The organism is Pseudomonas sp. MYb327 (assembly GCF_040438925.1).
GTDB lineage: Bacteria > Pseudomonadota > Gammaproteobacteria > Pseudomonadales > Pseudomonadaceae > Aquipseudomonas.
Map to the genome: position 1 here is coordinate 3065650 of NZ_CP159258.1, position 19652 is coordinate 3085301.

A 19652-nucleotide genomic window follows, 5' to 3' on the forward strand; every position below is an offset into this window, starting at 1 on the left:
GATGAGTTCCCGTTGTTTTTGTTTGCTGTTACTGCTGTTCGCAATGGGCGCCCAGGCTGACGCGCCACGCACCTTTACCGAAGCCAAGAAAGTCGCCTGGAAGCTGTATGCACCACAATCCACTGAGTTCTACTGCGGATGTAAATACACCGGCAATAAGGTAAATCTCGCGGCATGCGGCTATGTCCCGCGCAAAAATGCCAAGCGCGCCTCTCGTATTGAATGGGAGCACATTGTTCCAGCCTGGCAGATCGGCCATCAGCGCGAATGCTGGCAGAAAGGTGGACGCAAGAATTGCACCCGGTACGATCCGACTTATCAAAAAGCCGAGGCTGACCTACATAACCTGGTACCCAGCATCGGCGAGGTAAATGGGGATCGCAGTAACTTCAGTTTCGGCTGGTTACCGGAACAAGCGGGTCAATATGGGTCATGCCTGACTCAGGTCGACTTCAAGGCGAAGAAGGTAATGCCACGCCCCTCCATTCGCGGCATGATCGCTCGCACTTACTTCTACATGAGCAAACAATATGGATTGCGCCTGTCGAAACAGGATCGGCAACTGTACGAAGCCTGGGACAAGACCTATCCGGTTCAGGCATGGGAACGTCAGCGAAACCAGAGCGTGGCGTGCGTGATGGGACGCAGCAACGAGTTTGTCGGCCCGGTGGACATGAAAACCTGCGGCTGAGCGACCACTGGAAACAATAAGGCCCCAGGTTCAACGCCCAGGGCCTTGTTCGTTTACGAGCGCCTACCTATATGAAGTCAGGTGCAACTACCCGTTGGCGGTGCCGCTTCTTGTTCCAATGTTTTTGCATGATCGGTAATGGATTGCTACTGAGCTGCCGAGCGCTCAAGAACTAGCAACTCGATATTCTGTTTTTTCGCGCGAGTAACGGCTGCAGCCACCTCTGCCTGCTTGGCTTCAGCTTCGACCTTCGAATTGAAAGGCCCCATCAGAATCCGCACCTCGCCGTTTTCCTTGACGACACTGGACATGAAATTGTGTTCGATCAGCCAGCCGCTGAGGTCGCTGACTGCCTGAGGGGTTGCGCCTCGCACTTCGAGATCCCATTGAGGCCCAGTCGCCTGCGCAGGTGCCGCGATCGGTGCAACCTGCGGCTTTGGCGCATCTACACTCTTACCTTCACCGCAACCCGCTAACGCCAGTACCGCCATTATCAAGACAAAATTGCGCACAGCGTTTCCCTCTGAATGCTTAAAGCGGGGATTTTATCATTCATGAATACTTCCCGAGTGCCGCAAAATCGGCTCAAAACAACGAGAATGATGGTTGCGGCCTCTGTATAGTTACACCTTGGGAATTAATGTCGCATCTGCGCGTCAGAAAGAGGCACCCAAACCGTGAGACTTCGCACTAATCTATACATACCACCGACCTCTGCACTGTCCGAATCAGGTGCCCCACAAAGCAATCAAGGAGAAGACCATGCTGATACTCACCCGCAAAGTCGGTGAAAGCATAAATATTGGTGATGACATTACGATCACCATCCTGGGCGTAAGCGGCCAGCAAGTCAGAATTGGCATCAACGCACCTAAAGACGTTGCGGTGCATCGCGAAGAAATCTATCAGCGCATTCAGGCTGGCTTGACCGCCCCGGACAAACCGCAAACTCCTTGAATCCTGCTGCAGTCAGTAGCCAGCCCGTTCGCCCCGGAACGACGGCTGGCTAAAGATTCAATCGTCACCAAGCTTCGATTGCTCGCTCAACCAATGTCGTGGAGCCATGACTTCACGCTGCTACACAGGCCAACCAATACTAACGGCAAGCCGCAACTTGTGACTGTCAGACATTTCCCTGCAACCCCGAGGAAGTGCCTGATCCCATATGTTTAAGCAAACGTCACCCCCCGCGCCATACCCGTAGCTGCCACAACCATCAGCAACACCAGAAGCGCTTCAATATGACTGATGCGCGCAAACAGCTTTGCTCGTCTGGAATCGATAGCCGTGCCCCGCGCCAGCGCAATCCGCCATTTGATCAACGTCACCATCGGTGCGACTTCAAGTAGCAGAATAAGGACGAACAACGTCATCTTGAGATGGAACAACGGTTGATGCAGGTAATAATCGGTGCCTTTTTCGTAACCGCCAAAGGCGCGCATACCACCGGTTACAAGCAGGACAATCGCAGAGATCCCCCACAGATTATCCGCGACCAACACACTGCGAGCCTCTCCCACTCCGCCAGTCAATCGCCTAAAAGCCGTGCCACGGGCCAGCGCCGCCCAGAACGCCAACGCATAAGCCAAAAGATGAACTGCCGCAAGGAACCAATGAATCAGCATCAAGATGCTCCTGCCAGGATGAGGTTGAATCAGCCAGTCAGTAGTAGCCCATGAATTGGCGCTTTGCACCGTTAGTCTCTTTGTTTTCTCCTGACTCAAATTCGAAAATGCCTAGATACGAAAAGCCCAGCGCGATGGCTGGGCTCTGGTTATTTTCGGTTTTCCATCATCTTGTCGGCGAGCGCCTTGGCTCTCTCGATCAATAGGTTCTGCCGGTCTTCGTGAGTGGCCCCGCCTACGACAGGCGCCGTCAGGTTGCTTTCGGCAATCAACGCGGCACAGAAATATTGATCCCACACTGCCTTGGTATCGTTTGTCTGTTGGTTCACTTGGTCAGAGATCATATGCGACTCCTATCTATGAAGTAGCACGCTTAACGACGGCGTTACAGGATCCACCTCAAAAGGACATGCGAGGCGATCCAGGGAGACGCCTCGACCACAGTCCACTGCAGCAGCAGGCAGGCGGACAGGTAAACCGCAAAGAATTTGATCATCGCTCGCCTCCCCATCTATTTGTCTCCCGCCAGAGTATGTGACCGAACGCCTGGTCATCCGTTCTGGTTGGATGCGATTCAATGCCTACAGTTCAATGCGAGTGGATTCATCTCAGCGCCAGAGTGATTCCGCACCGGAGAGCTTGGTTGTCATAATTTGTCTCAGTTCAACCCGGCGTAGAGATTGAAATAGTGACGACCTGGCGGTATTGGTAACTTCTCAACCGAACACAAGGAAGTCAGCATGTCAGGCGCAAAACAAAATGCCCTATCCTCGTCTGCCCAAAATCTCGACTTCAGGGACGGTAAACGCCTTGTAGCTGTATCCAGGGAGCTCAAACTGATCGGAGCCGGAGCTCCAAGCCCGTCAGCTATGTATCTGGAAGAAGAACTGAATAATCTTTCGAAGGGTGTCAATCGGGGCCGGGCAGTTGAGCCGAAGTGAGCGATCCGAGCTGGGTGGCTTTGCTCATCCCTGTCCTGCTCCACCGGCATGGTCTGACTAATCTATACCGGCTATAGATCAGGCGACCCTCAGTGCCTCGACACGTACCCGCCCATCAGCCATGAGCTGAAGATACTCTCGCCATTCTTGGAAAGCCTGCTGCTGCTTATATGAAGCAGTCCGCCACTGGGCGCTACCGATTAGATCGACCGGGATAGACATCATCTGCTCGGTAGCGAGATCAAGCTCATTCGCAAGCTCCCGCCCATTCGGCAAATCGAGTATTAGTGATCGCATAGGAACCTGTCTTTTTCTTGGGCTACTACATCGACTTGCCAACTCTTTGATCGTGCTCGAGATCCGACGAACGGTTAATCCCCTCCCTTCCCTGTCACGTCGTGCGAATAAGCACCAAGGTAAAAGGCAATGGTGAAGTAACGGCGGTATTGCCGTGCCTTAGGCAGGCAGGCAAGTATCAGATTTTTAATTACATCGAAGGATGGGACGAGGCTGCAGTAAATGAAAAATGACCGAACTTTTTTCCAACGTCTTTCCACACACAACAAAAAAGGGCCCACCTTTCGGTGAGCCCTTCTAGACCGCCCAGCAGAGCGGATTTTGTTTGGTAGGCGCGATTGGACTCGAACCAACGACCCCCACCATGTCAAGGTGGTGCTCTAACCAACTGAGCTACGTGCCTGCTGTGAGGCGGCATTCTACGGAATTCCGGAGGGGTGTCAACACCTTTTTTCACGCTAACCCTATGAATATGCAAAATATTTAATTTCGTGGCCGCGACGAAGATTTTCCGGTGGCTGGCGGTCGATTTTTAACTCGGGTAGGATCAACGCACTCGTAAAATATATTAAACAGAGGCTGCAGGATGGCGAACACCCCCTACCCAGAGTCCTACTACGCCGCATCCGCCAATGCGGTTCCGCCGCGCCCGGCGCTGCAGGATGACGTTGAGACTGATGTTTGTGTGATCGGCGCGGGTTATACCGGGTTGTCCTCGGCTCTGTTTCTGTTGGAGAACGGCTTTCGGGTGACGGTGCTGGAGGCGGCCAAGGTGGGTTTCGGCGCGTCGGGCCGTAACGGCGGCCAGATCGTTAACAGTTACAGTCGCGACATTGATGTAATCGAGCGTAGTGTCGGCCCCAAGCAGGCCCAATTGCTGGGGCAGATGGCGTTCGAGGGCGGGCGGATCATTCGCGAGCGGGTTGCCAGGTACAACATCCAGTGCGACTTGAAGGACGGTGGGGTGTTCGCCGCCATCACTGCCAAGCAGATGGGTCACCTGGAATCGCAGAAACGCTTGTGGGAACGCTTCGGACATACGCAGCTTGAGCTGATGGATCAACAGCGCATTCGTGAAGTGGTGGACTGCGATCAATATATCGGCGGGATGCTCGACATGAGCGGTGGCCACGTTCATCCACTCAACCTGGCGTTGGGTGAAGCCGCGGCTGTCGAGTCGTTGGGTGGCACAATCTATGAGCAGTCGCCGGCGGTGCGCATCGAGCGAGGTGCGAATCCGGTGGTGCATACACCGCAGGGTAAGGTCAGGGCCAAGTTCATCATCGTGGCGGGCAATGCCTACCTCGGCAATCTGGTGCCAGAGCTGGCTGCCAAGTCGATGCCGTGCGGCACTCAGGTCATCACCACTGAACCGCTGAGTGATGAGTTGGCCAGAAGCCTGCTGCCCCAGGATTACTGTGTGGAGGACTGCAATTATTTGCTCGACTACTACCGCCTGAGCGGCGACAGGCGTCTGATTTTCGGTGGCGGCGTGGTGTATGGCGCGCGGGACCCGGCGAACATCGAGGCGATCATTCGACCGAAACTGCTCAAGGCTTTCCCGCAGCTCAAGGACGTGAAGATCGATTACGCCTGGACCGGTAATTTCCTGCTGACGTTGTCGCGTCTGCCACAAGTCGGACGACTGGGCGATAACATCTACTACTCCCAGGGATGCAGTGGCCACGGCGTAACCTACACGCATCTGGCGGGCAAGGTGCTAGCCGAAGCGTTGCGTGGTCAAGCGGAGCGTTTTGATGCGTTTGCCGACCTGCCCCACTACCCGTTTCCCGGCGGGCAGTTACTGCGCACGCCATTTGCGGCGTTGGGCGCGTGGTATTACGGATTGCGGGACAAGTTCGGGTACTGACCGCCAGAGATGAAAAGGGCCGCTTATGCGGCCCTTCTTTTGCAATGCGTCAAAGCCGATCCCGAGCGATCCCGCTACGAATCCGCAAAATATCGGCCAGCACCGCCAACGCAATCTCCGCCGGTGTCTTGCTGCCCAGGTTCAAGCCAATCGGCGCATGAATCCGCGCCAGTTCGGCATCGCCGAGGCCACCGATTCGGCGCAAGCGCTCGAAGCGTTTTTGCGAAGTCTGCACAGAACCCATCACACCGATGTAAAACGCCTCAGTGCGCACCGCTTCCATCATCGCCAAATCATCGATGCGCGGATCATGAGTCAACGCCACTACCGCAGTATCGCTGTGGCAGCCACCATCGGCGATGAACACTGACGGCAATTGACGACGAATCTCCACGCTCTCCAGCACCACGCCTTCCAGCACTTCATCGCGAGGGTCACACAGAATCACCTCGAACCCCAGACCCACGGCAAACTCTGCGCAGGCCTGCGCCACGCTGGAATACCCGGCCAGCAACAAACGCTGAGCCGCGCCGATGCGTAAGCGAACGCGGTCAATCTCGCGCTCGACCCGCACACCCTGTTCGCGATCATCGAATAGACTGCGCGCGCCACTGGCGAGGTCCACTTCACGGATCAACCGACGCCGACCCAACAGCGCCGACTCCAGTTCCCGCAAATGCGCCTGAACCTCACAATCGGGCTCAAGCTTCTCAACCAGCACGTCGAGCACGCCGCCACAGGGCAGGCTCACCCGCGAGCGCGGATCTTCGCCCTCACCGTAGCGTACGACGCTCACCGCTTGCTCAAACGCACCCTCGGCGACGCGCTCCAGGAAGTCTTCCTCGACGCAACCGCCGGACAGTGAGCCGATCCACTGCCCTTCAGCGTTCACCGCCAGCAACGAGCCCGGCGCACGAGGCGCCGAGCCGTAAGTAGCCAGGACGGTGCACAGCCAGACACGCTGCCCGGCCGCCGACCATTCCAGCGCCCGGCGCACCACTTGCAGATCGAGATGCTGCATGTCAGTGCGCCTTGTGCTCAAGCGGCGGCGCATCGGCCCGCAACTTCTGCACATCGCTCATGGCCAGATCCGTCGGCTGACCACCCCAACCCTGACGCAGGTAGTTCAGCAGATCAGTAAGCTGCTCGGCGCTGAGCTTGTCGGCAAAACCCGGCATGGGTTGCATGTGCTCGAACCCGGCGAATTTCTGCTCGCCGATGCCATCGTCGATCACCCGCACCAGGTTGCGCGGATCTTCCAGGCGCAGCGTGGTGTTACCGCGCATGGCCACGGCGATGTGAGGCTTGCCTTCGCCGCCGACCGCGTGGCAACCGGCGCAGACGTTCAAGTATTCCTGACGGCCGCGCTGGGCGCTGGCGCTGAGCTTGTCCAACGGCACGTCGGTCAGCACTTTCGCCGCTGGCGGTTGATCGCCGAGCAGGAAGGTTGCCATCGCCGCCAGATCAGGGTCGTTGAGGCGCTGGGTGCTGTTGTGGAACACCGGAAACATCTCGTTGAACATCGTGCCCTGGGCGCTCATGCCGTGCTTGAGGAACGAGCTCAGGTCCTGATGATTCCATCCACGCGCGGCGAGATCGGTAGCCAGCAGGCTCGGCGCCAGATAGCCGTTGAGAATGCCGCCAGTCATGCGTTTGTCCTGCTGCATCGCACCGGGCAAGCCGCGTGGGGTGTGGCATTCACCGCAATGACCTAGCACGTCGACCATGTACTGACCGCGCTTCCAGGCCTCGCTTTTGCCTTCGGCCGACTCCAGCTTCACATCCTTGCCATACATCATGTTCCAGCCCATCAGGCCCAGGCGCACGTTGAATGGAAAGCTCAGGCTGGTGACCGGTGCAGCACGTTCAATTGGCTCGACGGTTTTCAGGTACGCATGAATCGCGTCGGAGTCTTCACGCGGCATCAAGTGATAAGAGGTGTACGGCATCGCCGGGTACAGGTTGGCGCCATCACGACGCTTGCCTTCAGTCAGCGCGGCGAAGAATTCGTCATTGTTGTACAGACCGATGCCGTGCTCTTTGCTTGGCGTAATGTTGGTGCCGTAGATCGTGCCGAACGGCGAGACGATCGGCAGACCACCCGCATACGGCGCGCCACCCGGTGCGGTGTGGCAAGCCATGCAGTCAGCGGCGCGGGCGAGGTATTCGCCACGCTTGACCTGATCATCCGCATGAGCTGCGAACACAGGCGCAGCCAGACCAACCGCCAGCGCGAGGCGGGTAAGTAGTTGCTTCATGCTTAACCCTCCTTGACCAGGCCGAGATCGGTCAGCACATTGCGCGTCGCGCTGTAGTAGCGCACGTACCCGGTGCAACGGCAGATGTGGTGGCCGAGGCTGTCTTCGATGACTTTTTCCAACTGACTTTTGACGATTGGCTGACGCTGCAGCTTTTCCACCAATACGGTCGCGGCGTTGACGAAGCCCGGCGCGCAGTAACTGCACTGGAAAGCGAATTCATCGACGAAGCGCTGCTGAATCGGATTGAGTTCGGTGACCTTGCCCTGCTCGTCGCGAGTCGCGTGGCCTTCGATGGTCCGCACTTTCTTGCCTTCGAAGTAATGCGCGCCGGTGATGCAGGTGCGCACTTCTTCGCTGGTGCCGTCGGGGTTGTCGACGATCACCACGCAAGCGTGGCAAATCCCCTGTCCGCAGCCAAGACGGGAGCCGGTGAGGTTCTTGTATTCGTGCAGGTAGTCGATCATCGGCAGGTCATCAGGGATGTCCACCGGGCCGACGGATTGACCGTTGAGGGTCAGTTGAAGCGGACGGTTAGCCATTGAGGGCCTCCTTGATGCGAGCAGAAGTGATAGGCAGGTCGCGGACGCGCTTGCCGATGGCATGGGCCACGGCGTTACCGATGGCGCCGACCACCGGGATCATCACCACTTCGGCGATGCCTTTGGACGGGTCGCTCGGCGACAGCGGCGGAAGGATTTCCGCGGTCTGTTTCCACACCGCTACGTGCCGCGCCATCGGCAAGCGGTAACGGTTGAAGTTCCAGTCGCCCTCCCCCGGTCCGCCTTCGTACAGCGGCATTTCTTCCATCAGCGCATGGCCGATGCCCATGGCGATGCCGCCTTCGACCTGGCCCTTGACCAGTTCTTCCACCAACACCCGACCGCACTCGACCCACGAGTGATGATTGAGCACTTCGACTTCCGCCGAACCCTTGTTCACTTTCAACTCGACCAACGTGGCGACGGGGCTGTAGTAAGTCACCGCCGCGTTGTTCAACTGGGTCACCGGATAGGCGATGTTCTGTCGATCCAGCAGATGGAAACCGGCGCTGTTCATCTGCGCCAGCTTGGCTTTCGGTGCACCGTCGCCGTACTTGACTGCCAGGCCATCGAGCGGCAAGCGCTCACGCACGCCGTCGATGCTGAACTCGGCCTCGGCCCAGCTCCAGCGGTTGAAGCCGTGGACGGTCGCTGCAGTCACCAGACCACGTTCGTGGGCACGCTTGGCCAGTACTTCGAAAGGCAACGGCTCCATGCCATTGGCGGTCAATTTGCCGTCGACCCAATGGGCATCTTCGCGGCGCACCACGTAAGGGTTGGCCTGGCCGCCGCAAGGGCCTTGTCGCCAGATTTCCAGCGCCGCCGGCCACAAGCCGTGGTTGAACAGCACGCGCGCCGCTTCACGGGTGGCGTGGCTGAAGTAGTAGGCGGAGTTGGTCGCCGACGACGCCGAGGCGATCTTGCCGACCCAGCGCGGGTTGCGCAGGAAGTTATCCTGCTCGGCCTGGCTCATGATGTAAGGGTTGCCGCCGGTGATCAGCTGCATCTCTTTCCATTCGGTTTCACCGGTCTTCACTTCGTGCGCCGGGCTGCCGAGGAAATCGGCCACAACCATGGCTTGCGAAGTGGACATGCCGGTGCCGATTTCGATACCGATGTGGCGCAAGGTGATGCGGCCTTCGGCGGTGAATTCGATGCTGGCCATCGGGGCTTCGGAACCGGTGCCGAAGTCTTTCTGGCAAATGGCGAAACCGACGCCGTACCAGTTATCCGGGTCAGCCGCTTCGCGTTGTTTCTTGATCGCGTCGCGGTTTTTCCAGACTTCGTGAACGGCGGCCTTGTCGAGAATCTCGTGCAGGCGCAACGCACCGGCAGGCACCGCGCCCTGGGTGTTTTTCATGCCCGAGCGCAGCGCGTTCTTGCGACGCAACTCAATCGCATCGACACCGAGGCGACCGGCGATTTCGTCGACCATCATCTCGGTGGAAGCCATGCTTTGCAGGGTGCCGTAGCCACGCATCGACCCGGCCTCGACGGCGCGGGAATGATAGGCCGTGACCTGCAAATCGTTCTGCGGCATGTAGTAGATCGACTGCGCTGCCGTGGCACCAACCGCCGCCACCGAAGGGCTGTAGTTGACCCGGCCGCCGCCGTCGACACTCATGTCGGCGCGGAAAATCTTGAAGCTGTGATCGGTCTTGTCCACCGCCAGTTGATAGCGAATATCGAACGGGTGACGCTTGATGCCACTCTGGAACTGCTCGTAGCGGTCGTTGGCCAGACGCACCGGCACACCGGCGCCGTACAACGCGGCCAACGCGGCGTAGTAGACGAAAATGTTGTGGTCTTTGGAGCCGTAGCCGACGGTGTAACCCGGGTGCATGTTCAGGTTGGCCAGGCCGAAACGCGACGGCGCGATCATCTTCGCGGTCTCGGTCGCGGTTTCCAGCGGGCACTGAGTGGCGACCACAAAGTGCAGGGTCTTGGTCGCCGGGTCGTACCAGCCGTTGCCGTTGTCCGGCTCCATGGCGGCGGGTTCAATCGACGGGGTCTTGTAGCGCTCGTCGAACACCAGCCAGTTGTCTGGCGGTGTCTCGATCTGCTGCTTCATGCGCTCGGCGTAGAACAACCCGCGCTCGGTCAGGTTACCGTGCAGGTTCGGTTGGGAATTCCATACCGGGCGACGGTTTTTCAGCATCGGGAACAGGATCGAGTCCTTGAGGCTGGCGAATTCATCTTCGTCCGCCGAAGTCGCGCCGCCGACGCGCACATAACGGAAGCTGCCATACGGGTCGCCTTCGTAGAATGGCACTTGGTCGCCATAACGAATCGCTTTGTCATTGAACTTGAGTTTGGCCTTGGCCTGGCGGAAGCGCTCGAAGTCGTTCCAGATCAGGATCGCCACCGGGTGGCCGATGAACATCGGCACCTTGCCGACCGGCAGTAATGGATCAGGGGCGTGTTCTTCCGGGAAGACGATGCCGTCCTTGACCAGATCGTCGGCGGTGACGATACGATCCGGCTGCAACTCCGCGCCGAGCCACGACAGGTCTACACCTGCGTAGATACGATCGGCTTTGATGGTTTTCAGCAGCATCGCGTGGCCTTGTTGCTGCGGCCAGCCCGGCATGTCCTTCGATCGGATGTCGCGGGCAAAGACTTTGCTGCCGCAGACCTTGGACAAGGCATCGTTACGGGCGCGCGCCTTGCCGTTGTTGCCGAGCCACTGCTCGGACGGCACGGTCACGCTGTTTTCCATCAAGGCGGCCAGCGCCTGACTGCTGAGCGGGGTAAGCGTCACGCTCACACCCGCTACCAGCCCGCCCTGAAGGAACGAACGCCGGGATATTTCACGGTTGGACATGGATCATCCTCTGGGCGGTTATGGGGTCCGCCCTTCTGGTTATGTTCTGGAAATCTCGAGTCTTGCAGAAGCCCTTTCTTGACGTTGCGAAGGGCTGTAACGACAGTGCAAAGCTGACCGAAAGGTTAAGTTTATAGACTTATGCCCTCGCGGAAAATATCCAAACATAAAAAACTGACCAACGAATCAAAATCTAGCGGACTTGCTGCGCAGCAAATCGATGAACAAACCCAATTCCCGGCTGATGTGCTCGCCCTTGCGCAACAACAATCCGAACGGCGCCAGTTGCACGTCCAGCTCCACCGGCAGCGCTACGACCAAGCCCATTTTCAAGTAGTCGCGCAGAGCGGTTTCCGAGAGCACCATGATGGCGTCGGTCAGTTGAATCAGTTGCTGCATGGAATACACCGAACTGCATTCGATGATGTCCTCTGGCAGTGGCAAGGCCAGGCGCTGCAAGGCCTGATCCAGACCAATGCGCGCCGGGCTGGTCTCCGGTTGCAGGATCCATGGCCATGCGCTCACCAGTTCTGCCAGCTCCAGTTTCGTGCGCTTGGCCAGCGGGTGACCGGCATGCACCACCACCAACAGGCGTTCGTTACCCAGTTGCTCGAACTCGTAATGCTCGCTGTCGGTGGCGGCGTTGCGCCGGGCGATGGCGAGGTCGATGCGGCCCTGTTCCAGCAACTGGATCACCTGGTCACTGGTGTCGCCCATGATGCGAATCCGCAGCTGCGGGTTGAGCGACTTGATCTCGGCAATCGAATCCATGACCAGGTCCGGCGCCGCGCCCATGATGGTGCCGATGGACAGATAGCCGTAGCCGCCCTGCTGCCGCGCAATCAGGTCCTCGGCGCAACGGTCGAGGCCGCTGAGCGCCGACTCGGCAAAACGAATCAGCTCCTGGCCCAGCGCTGTCGGGCGCATGCCACGGGGCAAACGCTCGAACAGGTCGCAACCGAACATGTCTTCAATCTCATGCAGCATGCGGGTGGCGGCCGGTTGCGACATGTTCAGGGTCTGCGAGGCGCGATGCAGGTTCTGGCTGGTGCTGAGCGCCACCAGCATGTGCAGATGCTTGTAGCGCAAGCGGTTGAACAGGCTGCGGGAAAGGATAGGCGTGGTCATGGCGGGCCTTTTCATCGATACCCTGAGGGTATCAGTTGTGAGCTAGATTCGATTTGTAACGCATCGATCAGCGGCCGTACAGTCATTCCCATAAGAACAAATGCCCTACCAAAGGAAACCTGCGATGAAGACTCTACCCGCGCCTCTGCTCGCCAAAATTTCCTGGCGGTTGCTCCCGTTTCTCCTGCTGATGTACATCATGGCCTTCCTCGACCGCGCCAACGTCGGGTTCGCCAAGCAAGCTTTTCAAGCCGATACGAATATCAGTGACGCCGCGTTCGCCTTCGGCGCCGGGGTGTTCTTCGTTGGTTATGCGCTGCTCGAAGTGCCGAGCAACCTGATCTTGCACCGCGTCGGCGCCCGTCTGTGGATGTGCCGGATCATGGTCACCTGGGGCCTGGTCTCCGCGGCCATGGTCTTCGCCCACACCGAAACCAGCTTCTACGTCCTGCGCTTTCTGCTGGGCGTGGCGGAAGCCGGTTTCTTCCCCGGCGTGATCCTCTACCTCACCTACTGGTTTCCCAGCGCCGTACGCGGCAAAGCCATGGGTTTCTTCTACTTCGGTGCGCCGCTGGCGTTCATCTTCGGTAGCCCGTTGTCCGGTTTGCTCCTGGAACTGGACGGCTTTGCCGGTTTCCACGGCTGGCAGTGGCTGTTCGCCGTCGAAGGCTTGATGGCCACGGCAGTGGGCATCTGGGCTTACTTTTACCTGGACAATCGCCCGGCGGACGCCAAGTGGCTGACCGCCGAAGAACGCCAGCAAGTGCAAACGCTGCTCGATCAGGAAGACAGCCACAAACAGAACCACGGCCGCAGCCTGCTCAATGTGATCTGCCAACCCTCCGTGCTCTACCTGTGCCTGATCTACCTGCTGATCCAGGCCAGCGTCTACGGCGTGGTGTTCTACTTGCCGACCCAGGTCGGCGGGTTGCTGGGCACCAAGGTTGGGCTGATGGTCGGGCTGGTGACGGCGATCCCGTGGATTTGCGCATTGGTAGCGGCTTATCTGATTCCCGGTTACAGCGACCGCACTGGCGAACGCCGCCGCACCGCGTGCCTGACCTTGTTGATGGCAGCGGCTGGCATCGCCTGTTCGGTGACGTTCAGCAGCCCATTCCTCGGCATCGTCGCGCTGTGCTTCGCCGCATCCGGCTTCATCGCTGTGCAGCCGGTGTTCTGGACCTTCCCTTCCAGCTACCTCGCCGGCAGCGCCGCCGCAGCGGGCATCGCCCTGATCAACTCGTTCGGCGCCCTTGGCGGCTTCATCGCCCCGGTGCTGAAGAACTGGGCCGAAGGCGCCTTCCATTCCCCGGCAGCAGGCTTGTACGTGCTTGCCGCTACCACCGTCATCGCCGCGTTGCTGGTACTGGGCGTCCGCGCGCCCGGCCATAAAGCTTCGAACAAACCGGCCACCGTTTAAACTTAGGAGTCAGACCATGGGCATTCCAACCATTAAGCACGTCCGCGCCTTCACCCTGCGAGGCGGCGGCGCGGATTATCACGATCAGGCGGACGGCCACTGGATCGACGATCACATTGCCACGCCAATGAGCAAATACCCGGAGTACCGCCAGAGCCGCCGCACCTTCGGCATCAACGTACTCGGCACGCTCGTGGTGGAGATCGAGGCCAGCGACGGCACCGTCGGTTTTGCCGTGACCACCGGTGGCGAGCCGGCTGCCTACATCGTCGAGAAACACCTGGCGCGATTCCTTGAAGGCGCCCGCGTCACCGACATCGAGAAAATCTGGGATCAGATGTATCAGTCGACCCTGTATTACGGCCGCAAAGGCATCGTGATCAACACCATTTCCGGCGTCGACCTGGCGTTGTGGGACTTGCTCGGCAAGATCCGCCAGGAACCTGTGCACCAATTGCTCGGCGGTGCGGTGCGCGACGAATTGCAGTTCTACGCCACCGGCGCCCGCCCGGACCTGGCGCAGAAAATGGGTTTCATCGGCGGCAAGATGCCGCTGCACCACGGCCCGGCCGAAGGTGAAGAAGGCTTGCGCAAGAACCTCGAAGAACTGGCGACCATGCGTGAGCGGGTCGGCCCGGACTTCTGGCTGATGCTCGATTGCTGGATGAGCCTGGACCTCAACTACGCCACCAAACTGGCGGTTGGCGCCCACGAACACGGCTTGAAATGGATTGAGGAAGCACTGCCGCCTGACGATTACTGGGGCTACGCGGCCCTGCGCAACAACGTGCCAAAAGGCATGCTGGTGACCACCGGCGAACACGAAGCCACGCGCTGGGGTTTCCGCATGCTGCTGGAGATGGGCTGCTGCGACATCATCCAGCCGGACGTCGGCTGGTGCGGCGGCCTCACCGAACTGGTGAAAATCTCGGCCCTGGCCGACGCCCACAACGCGTTGGTCATTCCCCACGGCTCGTCGGTCTACAGCTATCACTTCGTCGCCACCCGGCATAACAGCCCATTCGCCGAGTTCCTGATGATGGCACCCAAGGCCGACGAAGTGGTGCCGATGTTCCACCCGCAATTACTTGGCGAGCCTGTGCCGGTGAATGGCCGCATGCGTCTGTCGGAACTTGATCAGCCCGGCTTCGGCGTGACCCTCAACCCGGAATGCCAACTGCACCGTCCGTATAGCCGCTGAGAAAGGAATTCGTGATGAACATGCCGCACAACGCTTTCAAAGCCGCACTGAAACAATCGGCGCCCCAATACGGAATCTGGGCCGGGTTCGCCACTGGCTACGCCGCCGAAATCGTCGCAACCACCGGTTACGACTGGATGCTGATCGACGGTGAACACGCACCGAACACCGTGCCCGGCGTACTCGCGCAGTTGCAGGCCGTGGCGCCCTATTCCACCGCACCAGTGGTGCGCGCGGTGACCGGTGACGCCAATCTGATCAAGCAACTGCTGGATATCGGTGCGCAGACACTAATGATCCCAATGGTCGAAACCGCCGAACAAGCGGCGGCGCTGGTTCGCGCCATGCGTTATCCGCCCCACGGCATTCGCGGCGTGGGCGGCGGCTTGACCCGTGCCACGCGCTGGGACGGTGTGCCCGACTACCTCAATACCGCCCATGAACAACTGTGCTTGATCGTGCAGGTGGAGTCGCGCATCGGCGTGGAAAACGTCGAGGCGATTGCCGCCGTCGAAGGCGTGGATGCGGTGTTTATCGGGCCAGCGGATTTGTCGATTGGCTTGGGCCATGCCGGCAATCCCGGTCATCCGGAGGTTCAGGAACGGATTCAACACGCCGTCAACGCCACACTGGCGGCTGGCAAGGCCTGCGGCATCCTCGCACCGAACGAAGAAGACGCGCGCCGCTATCAGAGTTGGGGTTGTCAGTTCATCGCGGTGGCCATCGACATCAGCCTGCTGCGCCACAGCGCCATGGCCACCCTCGCCCGCTACCGCACACCGGCCACCGAACAAGCGCCGTCACGCACTTATTGATCTGCCAAGGAGTCGTCCCATGTCGTCCGTGCCTGTTTACGAAAACTTCATCAACGGCCAGTTCGTGGCCAGCGCTGCCCATCTCGACGTGATCAACCCGGCCACCGGCGCCGTGCTGTCGAAAGTCCCGGCCTCGACCGCCGACGACGTCGAACGCGCCCTCTCTGCTGCCCGAGCGGCGCAGAAAGATTGGGCACGCAAGCCGGCGAATGATCGCGCCGGCTACTTGCGCAGGATCGCCGCCAAGCTGCGGGAAAACGTGCCACACCTGGCGCGGACCATTACGCTGGAGCAAGGCAAGATCAGCGGTCTGGCGGAAGTCGAAGTCAATTTCACCGCCGACTACCTCGACTACATGGCCGAGTGGGCGCGGCGCATCGAAGGCGAGATCATCACCAGCGACCGCCAGAATGAAAACATCTTCCTGTTCCGCAAACCGCTGGGCGTGGTGGCCGGGATCTTGCCGTGGAATTTCCCGTTTTTCCTGATCGCTCGCAAGATGGCCCCGGCGCTGCTGACCGGCAACACCATCGTGATCAAGCCCAGCGAAGAAACCCCGAACAACTGCTTCGAATTCGCTAGATTGGTCGCCGAAACCGATCTGCCGCCCGGCGTGTTCAACGTGGTTTGCGGTGACGGTCGGGTCGGCGCGGCGCTGAGCGCGCACAAGGGCGTGGACATGATCAGCTTCACCGGCAGCGTCGATACCGGCTCGCGAATCATGGCTGCCGCCGCACCGAATATCACCAAGCTCAATCTGGAACTGGGCGGCAAGGCCCCGGCCATTGTGCTGGCGGATGCCGATCTGGATCTGGCGGTAAAAGCCATTCGCGATTCGCGGATCATCAACAGCGGCCAGGTGTGCAATTGCGCCGAGCGGGTGTACGTCGAGCGCAAAGTCGCCGATCAGTTCATCGAGCGTATCGCTGCGGCGATGAATGCGACTCGCTATGGAGACCCGATTGCCCAGCCGGATATCGAGATGGGCCCGCTGATCAACCGCCAAGGCCTGGACAGCGTCAACAGCAAAGTCCGCACGGCGTTAAGCCAGGGGGCGAGTTTGATCAGTGGCGGCCACATCGCCGATCTACCCAATGGCTTCCACTTCCAGCCCACCGTGCTGGCCGGCTGCCGTGCCGACATGGAAATCATGCGCGAAGAAATTTTCGGCCCGGTGCTGCCGATTCAGATCATCGATGACCTCGACGAAGCGATCGCCCTGGCCAACGACTGCGAATACGGCCTGACCTCGTCGATTTATACCCGCGACCTGAGCAAAACCCTGCACGCCATGCGCGAGCTGGATTTTGGCGAAACCTACGTCAACCGTGAGAACTTCGAGGCCATGCAGGGCTTCCATGCCGGGGTGCGCAAATCCGGGATCGGAGGTGCGGATGGCAAGCATGGGTTGTATGAGTACACCCATACGCATGCGGTGTACTTGCAGGGCTGAGCCTTGACACAGTACTTGGGCTCTACCAGAACCCTGTAGGAGCAAGCTTGCTCGCGATGGCGCCAGGTCAGTCACGCAAATACCGAATCTGACGACGCTATCGCGAGCAAGCTCGCTCCACAATTGGATTGAGTAGAAACTAGAAATCCACCGTCGCCGACAGCAAGTACGTCCGCGGCGTCGCCAGCGTCAACCCAGGCTCGCTGTCATCCGAAGCCCCGGCCGAACTCCAGTAACGCTTATCCGCGACGTTCTCGACATTGCCACGCAGGGTGACGGTCGTTTCATCGACCCTGAACGCATAGCGTGCGCCCACGTCGAAGCGTTCCCACGAGTCAATTTCCTTGTTGTTGGATTGATCCAGATATTGCGAGCTGGAATAAAGCCCGCGACTGGTCAGGGTCAGGCCCTGTACGGTCGGCACATCCCACTCGGCGCCGAGGTTGACGTTGTATTTCGGCGTGGCCGGCGCGCGGTTGCCGTCAAAGGTGCCATTGGTGGTATTGGTCAACTCGCTGTCGATGTACATCACCCCACCGAGCAGGCGGAAGCCCTTGATCGGCTCGCCGAACACACTCACTTCCATTCCATCATTCTGGCGTTTGCCGTTCGGGCCGAAAACGCGCGTGATGGCATTGGTCTCGTAGGCTGGCTGCTTGATCCGGAATACGGCGGCGGTGACGGCGAACGCACCGGCGTCATACTTGGCGCCGACCTCAACCTGACGGCTGATGAACGGCGCAAAGATCTCGTCCTCGTTCACCGAGGTCGAAGGCGCGATCTTGCCCTGGCTCAGGCCTTCCATGTAGTTGGCGTACAGCGACAACTTGTCGGTCGCCTTGAACAGGATGCCGCCCGACGGCGAGAATTTTTCTTCGTCGTAGGCAGTTTCGCCTTTGACGTCATCGGACCAGTCGTCGACCTGGACCCGCTGCCAACGGCCACCGAGGGTCAGCAACAAGCGGTCATCGAAAAAACCGAGGGTGTCGGATAACGCCACGCTGCTGAAGCGGTTCTCGGTGTAAACCTCGGGATCTTGTCGCGTAGGCCGTACAGGCTTCGGCGTTTCCACCGGGTCGTAGAGGTTGCTGGGCGCTGCGGCATAGCGAGCGCCGCCGTTTTCGAAGTCCATGTAGAAATAGCTGGCGGCCAGGTTGACCTGATGGCTCACCGGGCCAGTGTGAAACCAATTGCGCACTCCCGCCGTGGCTGTGCGGACATTTTCGTCGCGGGTAAAGTCACGCGGCAGAACGCTGAAATCGCCTGCGTCGTTGGTAACCGCCACGGCGTGCCGGAGGAAGTCATGGTTGCTTTTGCGTGCGCCTACACCGCCGTACAACATGACCGAATCGCTGACATCGAATTCACCACTCACCGTGCCGAACGTATCGTTGGTACTCGCCTGGCTCCAGGGTTGCGCGTAGTTGTGGCGCACGTCACCGGCATGCGGCACCTGCGCATTGGCGCCCACCTGCACACGCTCCTGCGGCGCGTCGGTATCGCGTTCGGTGCGGCCGATATCGGTCGAGAGCCGCAGGCGTTCACCGCGAAAATCCAGGCCGAGCACGGCCATTTCGCGGTCGACATTCTGGTGATCCCAATCGGTGTCGCCGGACTGTTTGACGCCGTTGAAACGAATACCAAACTGGTTGCCTTCACCAAAGCGCCGGCCCACATCCACGGCACCACCGACCTGACTGTCGGACGCGTAACTTCCGGTAAACGATGTGATGGGTTGGTCGGTGGCGCGCTTGGGCACCACGTTGATGCCGCCACCCACGCTGCCGCGCGGCGAGATGCCGTTGATGAGTTGACTCGGACCTTTGAGGATGTCGACGCGGTCGGCCATTTCCATGTCGATCGTATAGGTCGGCAGGACGCCGTACAGACCGTTGTAGGAAACATCGCTGTTGAACAGGCTGAGCCCGCGAATGGTGAACTGCTCATAACGCCCGCCTGCCGGGTTGGTGGCGCGAACCGAGGGATCGCTGGCGATCAAATCACCCAAGGTTCGCGCTTGCAGGTTCTCGATCGCTTCGCTGGTGTAGGTGGTCATGCTGAACGGCGTTTCCATGAAGTCGTTCGAGCCCAGCAAGCCTTGCGAGCCACGGCGCGCGACCTGGCCGCCAGCATACGGATCGCCGTCCACCGATGCCGTGGCAGCGACAATCGAGGTGGCGCCCAGTTGCAGGCTGCTGCCGGTTGGTGCGGGAGTCAGGATGTAGGCCTGTTCCCCCACCGCCTGCAATTGCAGACCGGAATTTTGCAGCAATCGGGCAAAGCCCTCTTCCACGCCATACTCACCCGACAGCCCGGCGCTGTTGCGACCGCTGACCAGCGCCGGGTCCACCGACAGGTTGACGCCGGCCAGACCGGCAAACCGCGTCAGCGCATCGCTCAGACTTCCGGCGGGCACTTGATAGCTGCGGCGGGCGCTGTCTTCGGCGTAACTCTCGGCAATGAAAAACGGGCTGGCACTCAGGCTCAACAACAGGCTCAAGTGCAACAGCGGACGCAGGCCGGAAAAAGCCGGACGCGGACAGCAGGTCGTTACTGCGGGCATTGAAGAAGCTCTCTTGTTCGTTCA

The 19652-nt window shown here is 59.6% G+C and carries 16 protein-coding genes and 1 tRNA gene; 7 read left to right on the forward strand and 10 right to left on the reverse strand.

The window, feature by feature from the left end:
- Position 1: 1 nt before the first annotated feature.
- Positions 2 to 691, forward strand: coding sequence for an endonuclease I family protein (locus tag ABVN21_RS13775; RefSeq protein ID WP_339553277.1), 690 nt, complete (start codon positions 2 to 4; stop codon positions 689 to 691).
- A 146-nt stretch (positions 692 to 837) separates the two neighbouring features.
- On the opposite strand, the gene ABVN21_RS13780 is transcribed toward ABVN21_RS13775, so the two are convergent.
- Positions 838 to 1203 carry an SPOR domain-containing protein gene (locus ABVN21_RS13780; protein WP_339553276.1) on the reverse strand — a complete coding sequence of 122 codons (366 nt, stop codon included), beginning with the start codon at positions 1201 to 1203 and terminating at the stop codon, positions 838 to 840.
- Between the two features lie 250 nt (positions 1204 to 1453).
- Between ABVN21_RS13780 and csrA the strand changes: the two genes are divergently transcribed.
- On the forward strand, positions 1454 to 1648 hold the full coding sequence (gene csrA, locus ABVN21_RS13785; protein ID WP_007938114.1) for a carbon storage regulator CsrA: 195 nt from the start codon (positions 1454 to 1456) through the stop codon (positions 1646 to 1648).
- A 212-nt stretch (positions 1649 to 1860) separates the two neighbouring features.
- Here the strand turns inward: csrA and ABVN21_RS13790 are convergent, their stop codons facing one another.
- The 3 genes from ABVN21_RS13790 to ABVN21_RS13800 all read right to left on the reverse strand — a co-directional run bounded on the left by ABVN21_RS13790 (position 1861) and on the right by ABVN21_RS13800 (position 3957).
- Positions 1861 to 2316, reverse strand: coding sequence for a DUF2214 family protein (locus tag ABVN21_RS13790; protein ID WP_339553275.1), 456 nt, complete (start codon positions 2314 to 2316; stop codon positions 1861 to 1863).
- Between the two features lie 149 nt (positions 2317 to 2465).
- Positions 2466 to 2660, reverse strand: coding sequence for a hypothetical protein (locus ABVN21_RS13795; RefSeq protein ID WP_339553274.1), 195 nt, complete (start codon positions 2658 to 2660; stop codon positions 2466 to 2468).
- Positions 2661 to 3880: 1220 nt separating this feature from the next.
- A tRNA-Val gene (locus ABVN21_RS13800) sits at positions 3881 to 3957 on the reverse strand.
- A 183-nt stretch (positions 3958 to 4140) separates the two neighbouring features.
- Here ABVN21_RS13800 and ABVN21_RS13805 point away from each other — a divergent pair.
- Positions 4141 to 5424 carry an FAD-binding oxidoreductase gene (locus ABVN21_RS13805; protein ID WP_339553273.1) on the forward strand — a complete coding sequence of 428 codons (1284 nt, stop codon included), beginning with the start codon at positions 4141 to 4143 and terminating at the stop codon, positions 5422 to 5424.
- Between the two features lie 49 nt (positions 5425 to 5473).
- Here ABVN21_RS13805 and ABVN21_RS13810 read toward each other — a convergent pair whose 3' ends face one another.
- From ABVN21_RS13810 to ABVN21_RS13830, 5 genes are all read right to left on the reverse strand, one after another.
- A complete protein-coding gene (locus ABVN21_RS13810; protein WP_339553272.1) occupies positions 5474 to 6445 on the reverse strand; it encodes an XdhC family protein in 972 nt (323 codons plus the stop codon).
- Between the two features lies 1 nt (position 6446).
- A complete protein-coding gene (locus ABVN21_RS13815; RefSeq protein WP_339553271.1) occupies positions 6447 to 7682 on the reverse strand; it encodes a cytochrome c in 1236 nt (411 codons plus the stop codon).
- Between the two features lie 2 nt (positions 7683 to 7684).
- Positions 7685 to 8224, reverse strand: coding sequence for a (2Fe-2S)-binding protein (locus ABVN21_RS13820; RefSeq protein ID WP_007982256.1), 540 nt, complete (start codon positions 8222 to 8224; stop codon positions 7685 to 7687).
- Entirely contained in the window at positions 8217 to 11048 is a 2832-nt protein-coding gene (locus tag ABVN21_RS13825; protein ID WP_339553270.1) for a xanthine dehydrogenase family protein molybdopterin-binding subunit, read from the reverse strand. The genes ABVN21_RS13820 and ABVN21_RS13825 overlap by 8 nt, the downstream gene beginning before the upstream one ends.
- Positions 11049 to 11234: 186 nt before the next feature.
- Complete coding sequence (locus tag ABVN21_RS13830; protein ID WP_339553269.1) at positions 11235 to 12176, reverse strand: LysR family transcriptional regulator; 942 nt, start codon at positions 12174 to 12176, stop codon at positions 11235 to 11237.
- Positions 12177 to 12300: 124 nt separating this feature from the next.
- Here ABVN21_RS13830 and ABVN21_RS13835 point away from each other — a divergent pair, with 124 nt between their 5' ends.
- From ABVN21_RS13835 to aldA, 4 genes are read left to right on the forward strand one after another with little or no spacing between them, the layout of a single operon-like run.
- The gene (locus tag ABVN21_RS13835) at positions 12301 to 13596 is read left to right on the forward strand and encodes an MFS transporter (RefSeq protein WP_339553268.1); all 1296 of its coding nucleotides are present in this window, start codon (positions 12301 to 12303) and stop codon (positions 13594 to 13596) included.
- A 16-nt stretch (positions 13597 to 13612) separates the two neighbouring features.
- Positions 13613 to 14797 carry an L-rhamnonate dehydratase gene (gene rhmD / locus ABVN21_RS13840; protein WP_056853692.1) on the forward strand — a complete coding sequence of 395 codons (1185 nt, stop codon included), beginning with the start codon at positions 13613 to 13615 and terminating at the stop codon, positions 14795 to 14797.
- A gap of 14 nt (positions 14798 to 14811) precedes the next feature.
- Entirely contained in the window at positions 14812 to 15612 is an 801-nt protein-coding gene (locus ABVN21_RS13845) for an HpcH/HpaI aldolase/citrate lyase family protein (RefSeq protein WP_339553267.1), read from the forward strand.
- Positions 15613 to 15631: 19 nt separating this feature from the next.
- Positions 15632 to 17065, forward strand: a complete 1434-nt coding sequence (gene aldA / locus ABVN21_RS13850; RefSeq protein ID WP_339553266.1) for an aldehyde dehydrogenase — start codon at positions 15632 to 15634, stop codon at positions 17063 to 17065.
- A gap of 139 nt (positions 17066 to 17204) precedes the next feature.
- Here the strand turns inward: aldA and ABVN21_RS13855 are convergent, their stop codons facing one another.
- Positions 17205 to 19628: a TonB-dependent receptor gene (locus tag ABVN21_RS13855; protein WP_339553265.1), complete on the reverse strand. Its 2424-nt coding sequence runs from the start codon at positions 19626 to 19628 to the stop codon at positions 17205 to 17207.
- Positions 19629 to 19652 lie beyond the last annotated feature (24 nt).

Excerpts from the sequence above, each read along its gene's own strand:
- ABVN21_RS13775 (WP_339553277.1), top strand. The coding sequence starts at position 2 with ATGAGTTCCCGTTGTTTTTGTTTGCTGTTACTGCTGTTCGCAATGGGC.
- csrA (WP_007938114.1), top strand. The coding sequence starts at position 1,454 with ATGCTGATACTCACCCGCAAAGTCGGTGAAAGCATAAATATTGGTGAT.
- ABVN21_RS13790 (WP_339553275.1), bottom strand. The coding sequence starts at position 2,316 with ATGCTGATTCATTGGTTCCTTGCGGCAGTTCATCTTTTGGCTTATGCG.
- ABVN21_RS13795 (WP_339553274.1), bottom strand. The coding sequence starts at position 2,660 with ATGATCTCTGACCAAGTGAACCAACAGACAAACGATACCAAGGCAGTG.
- ABVN21_RS13805 (WP_339553273.1), top strand. The coding sequence starts at position 4,141 with ATGGCGAACACCCCCTACCCAGAGTCCTACTACGCCGCATCCGCCAAT.
- ABVN21_RS13810 (WP_339553272.1), bottom strand. The coding sequence starts at position 6,445 with ATGCAGCATCTCGATCTGCAAGTGGTGCGCCGGGCGCTGGAATGGTCG.
- ABVN21_RS13815 (WP_339553271.1), bottom strand. The coding sequence starts at position 7,682 with ATGAAGCAACTACTTACCCGCCTCGCGCTGGCGGTTGGTCTGGCTGCG.
- ABVN21_RS13820 (WP_007982256.1), bottom strand. The coding sequence starts at position 8,224 with ATGGCTAACCGTCCGCTTCAACTGACCCTCAACGGTCAATCCGTCGGC.
- ABVN21_RS13825 (WP_339553270.1), bottom strand. The coding sequence starts at position 11,048 with ATGTCCAACCGTGAAATATCCCGGCGTTCGTTCCTTCAGGGCGGGCTG.
- ABVN21_RS13830 (WP_339553269.1), bottom strand. The coding sequence starts at position 12,176 with ATGACCACGCCTATCCTTTCCCGCAGCCTGTTCAACCGCTTGCGCTAC.
- ABVN21_RS13835 (WP_339553268.1), top strand. The coding sequence starts at position 12,301 with ATGAAGACTCTACCCGCGCCTCTGCTCGCCAAAATTTCCTGGCGGTTG.
- rhmD (WP_056853692.1), top strand. The coding sequence starts at position 13,613 with ATGGGCATTCCAACCATTAAGCACGTCCGCGCCTTCACCCTGCGAGGC.
- ABVN21_RS13845 (WP_339553267.1), top strand. The coding sequence starts at position 14,812 with ATGAACATGCCGCACAACGCTTTCAAAGCCGCACTGAAACAATCGGCG.
- aldA (WP_339553266.1), top strand. The coding sequence starts at position 15,632 with ATGTCGTCCGTGCCTGTTTACGAAAACTTCATCAACGGCCAGTTCGTG.
- ABVN21_RS13855 (WP_339553265.1), bottom strand. The coding sequence starts at position 19,628 with ATGCCCGCAGTAACGACCTGCTGTCCGCGTCCGGCTTTTTCCGGCCTG.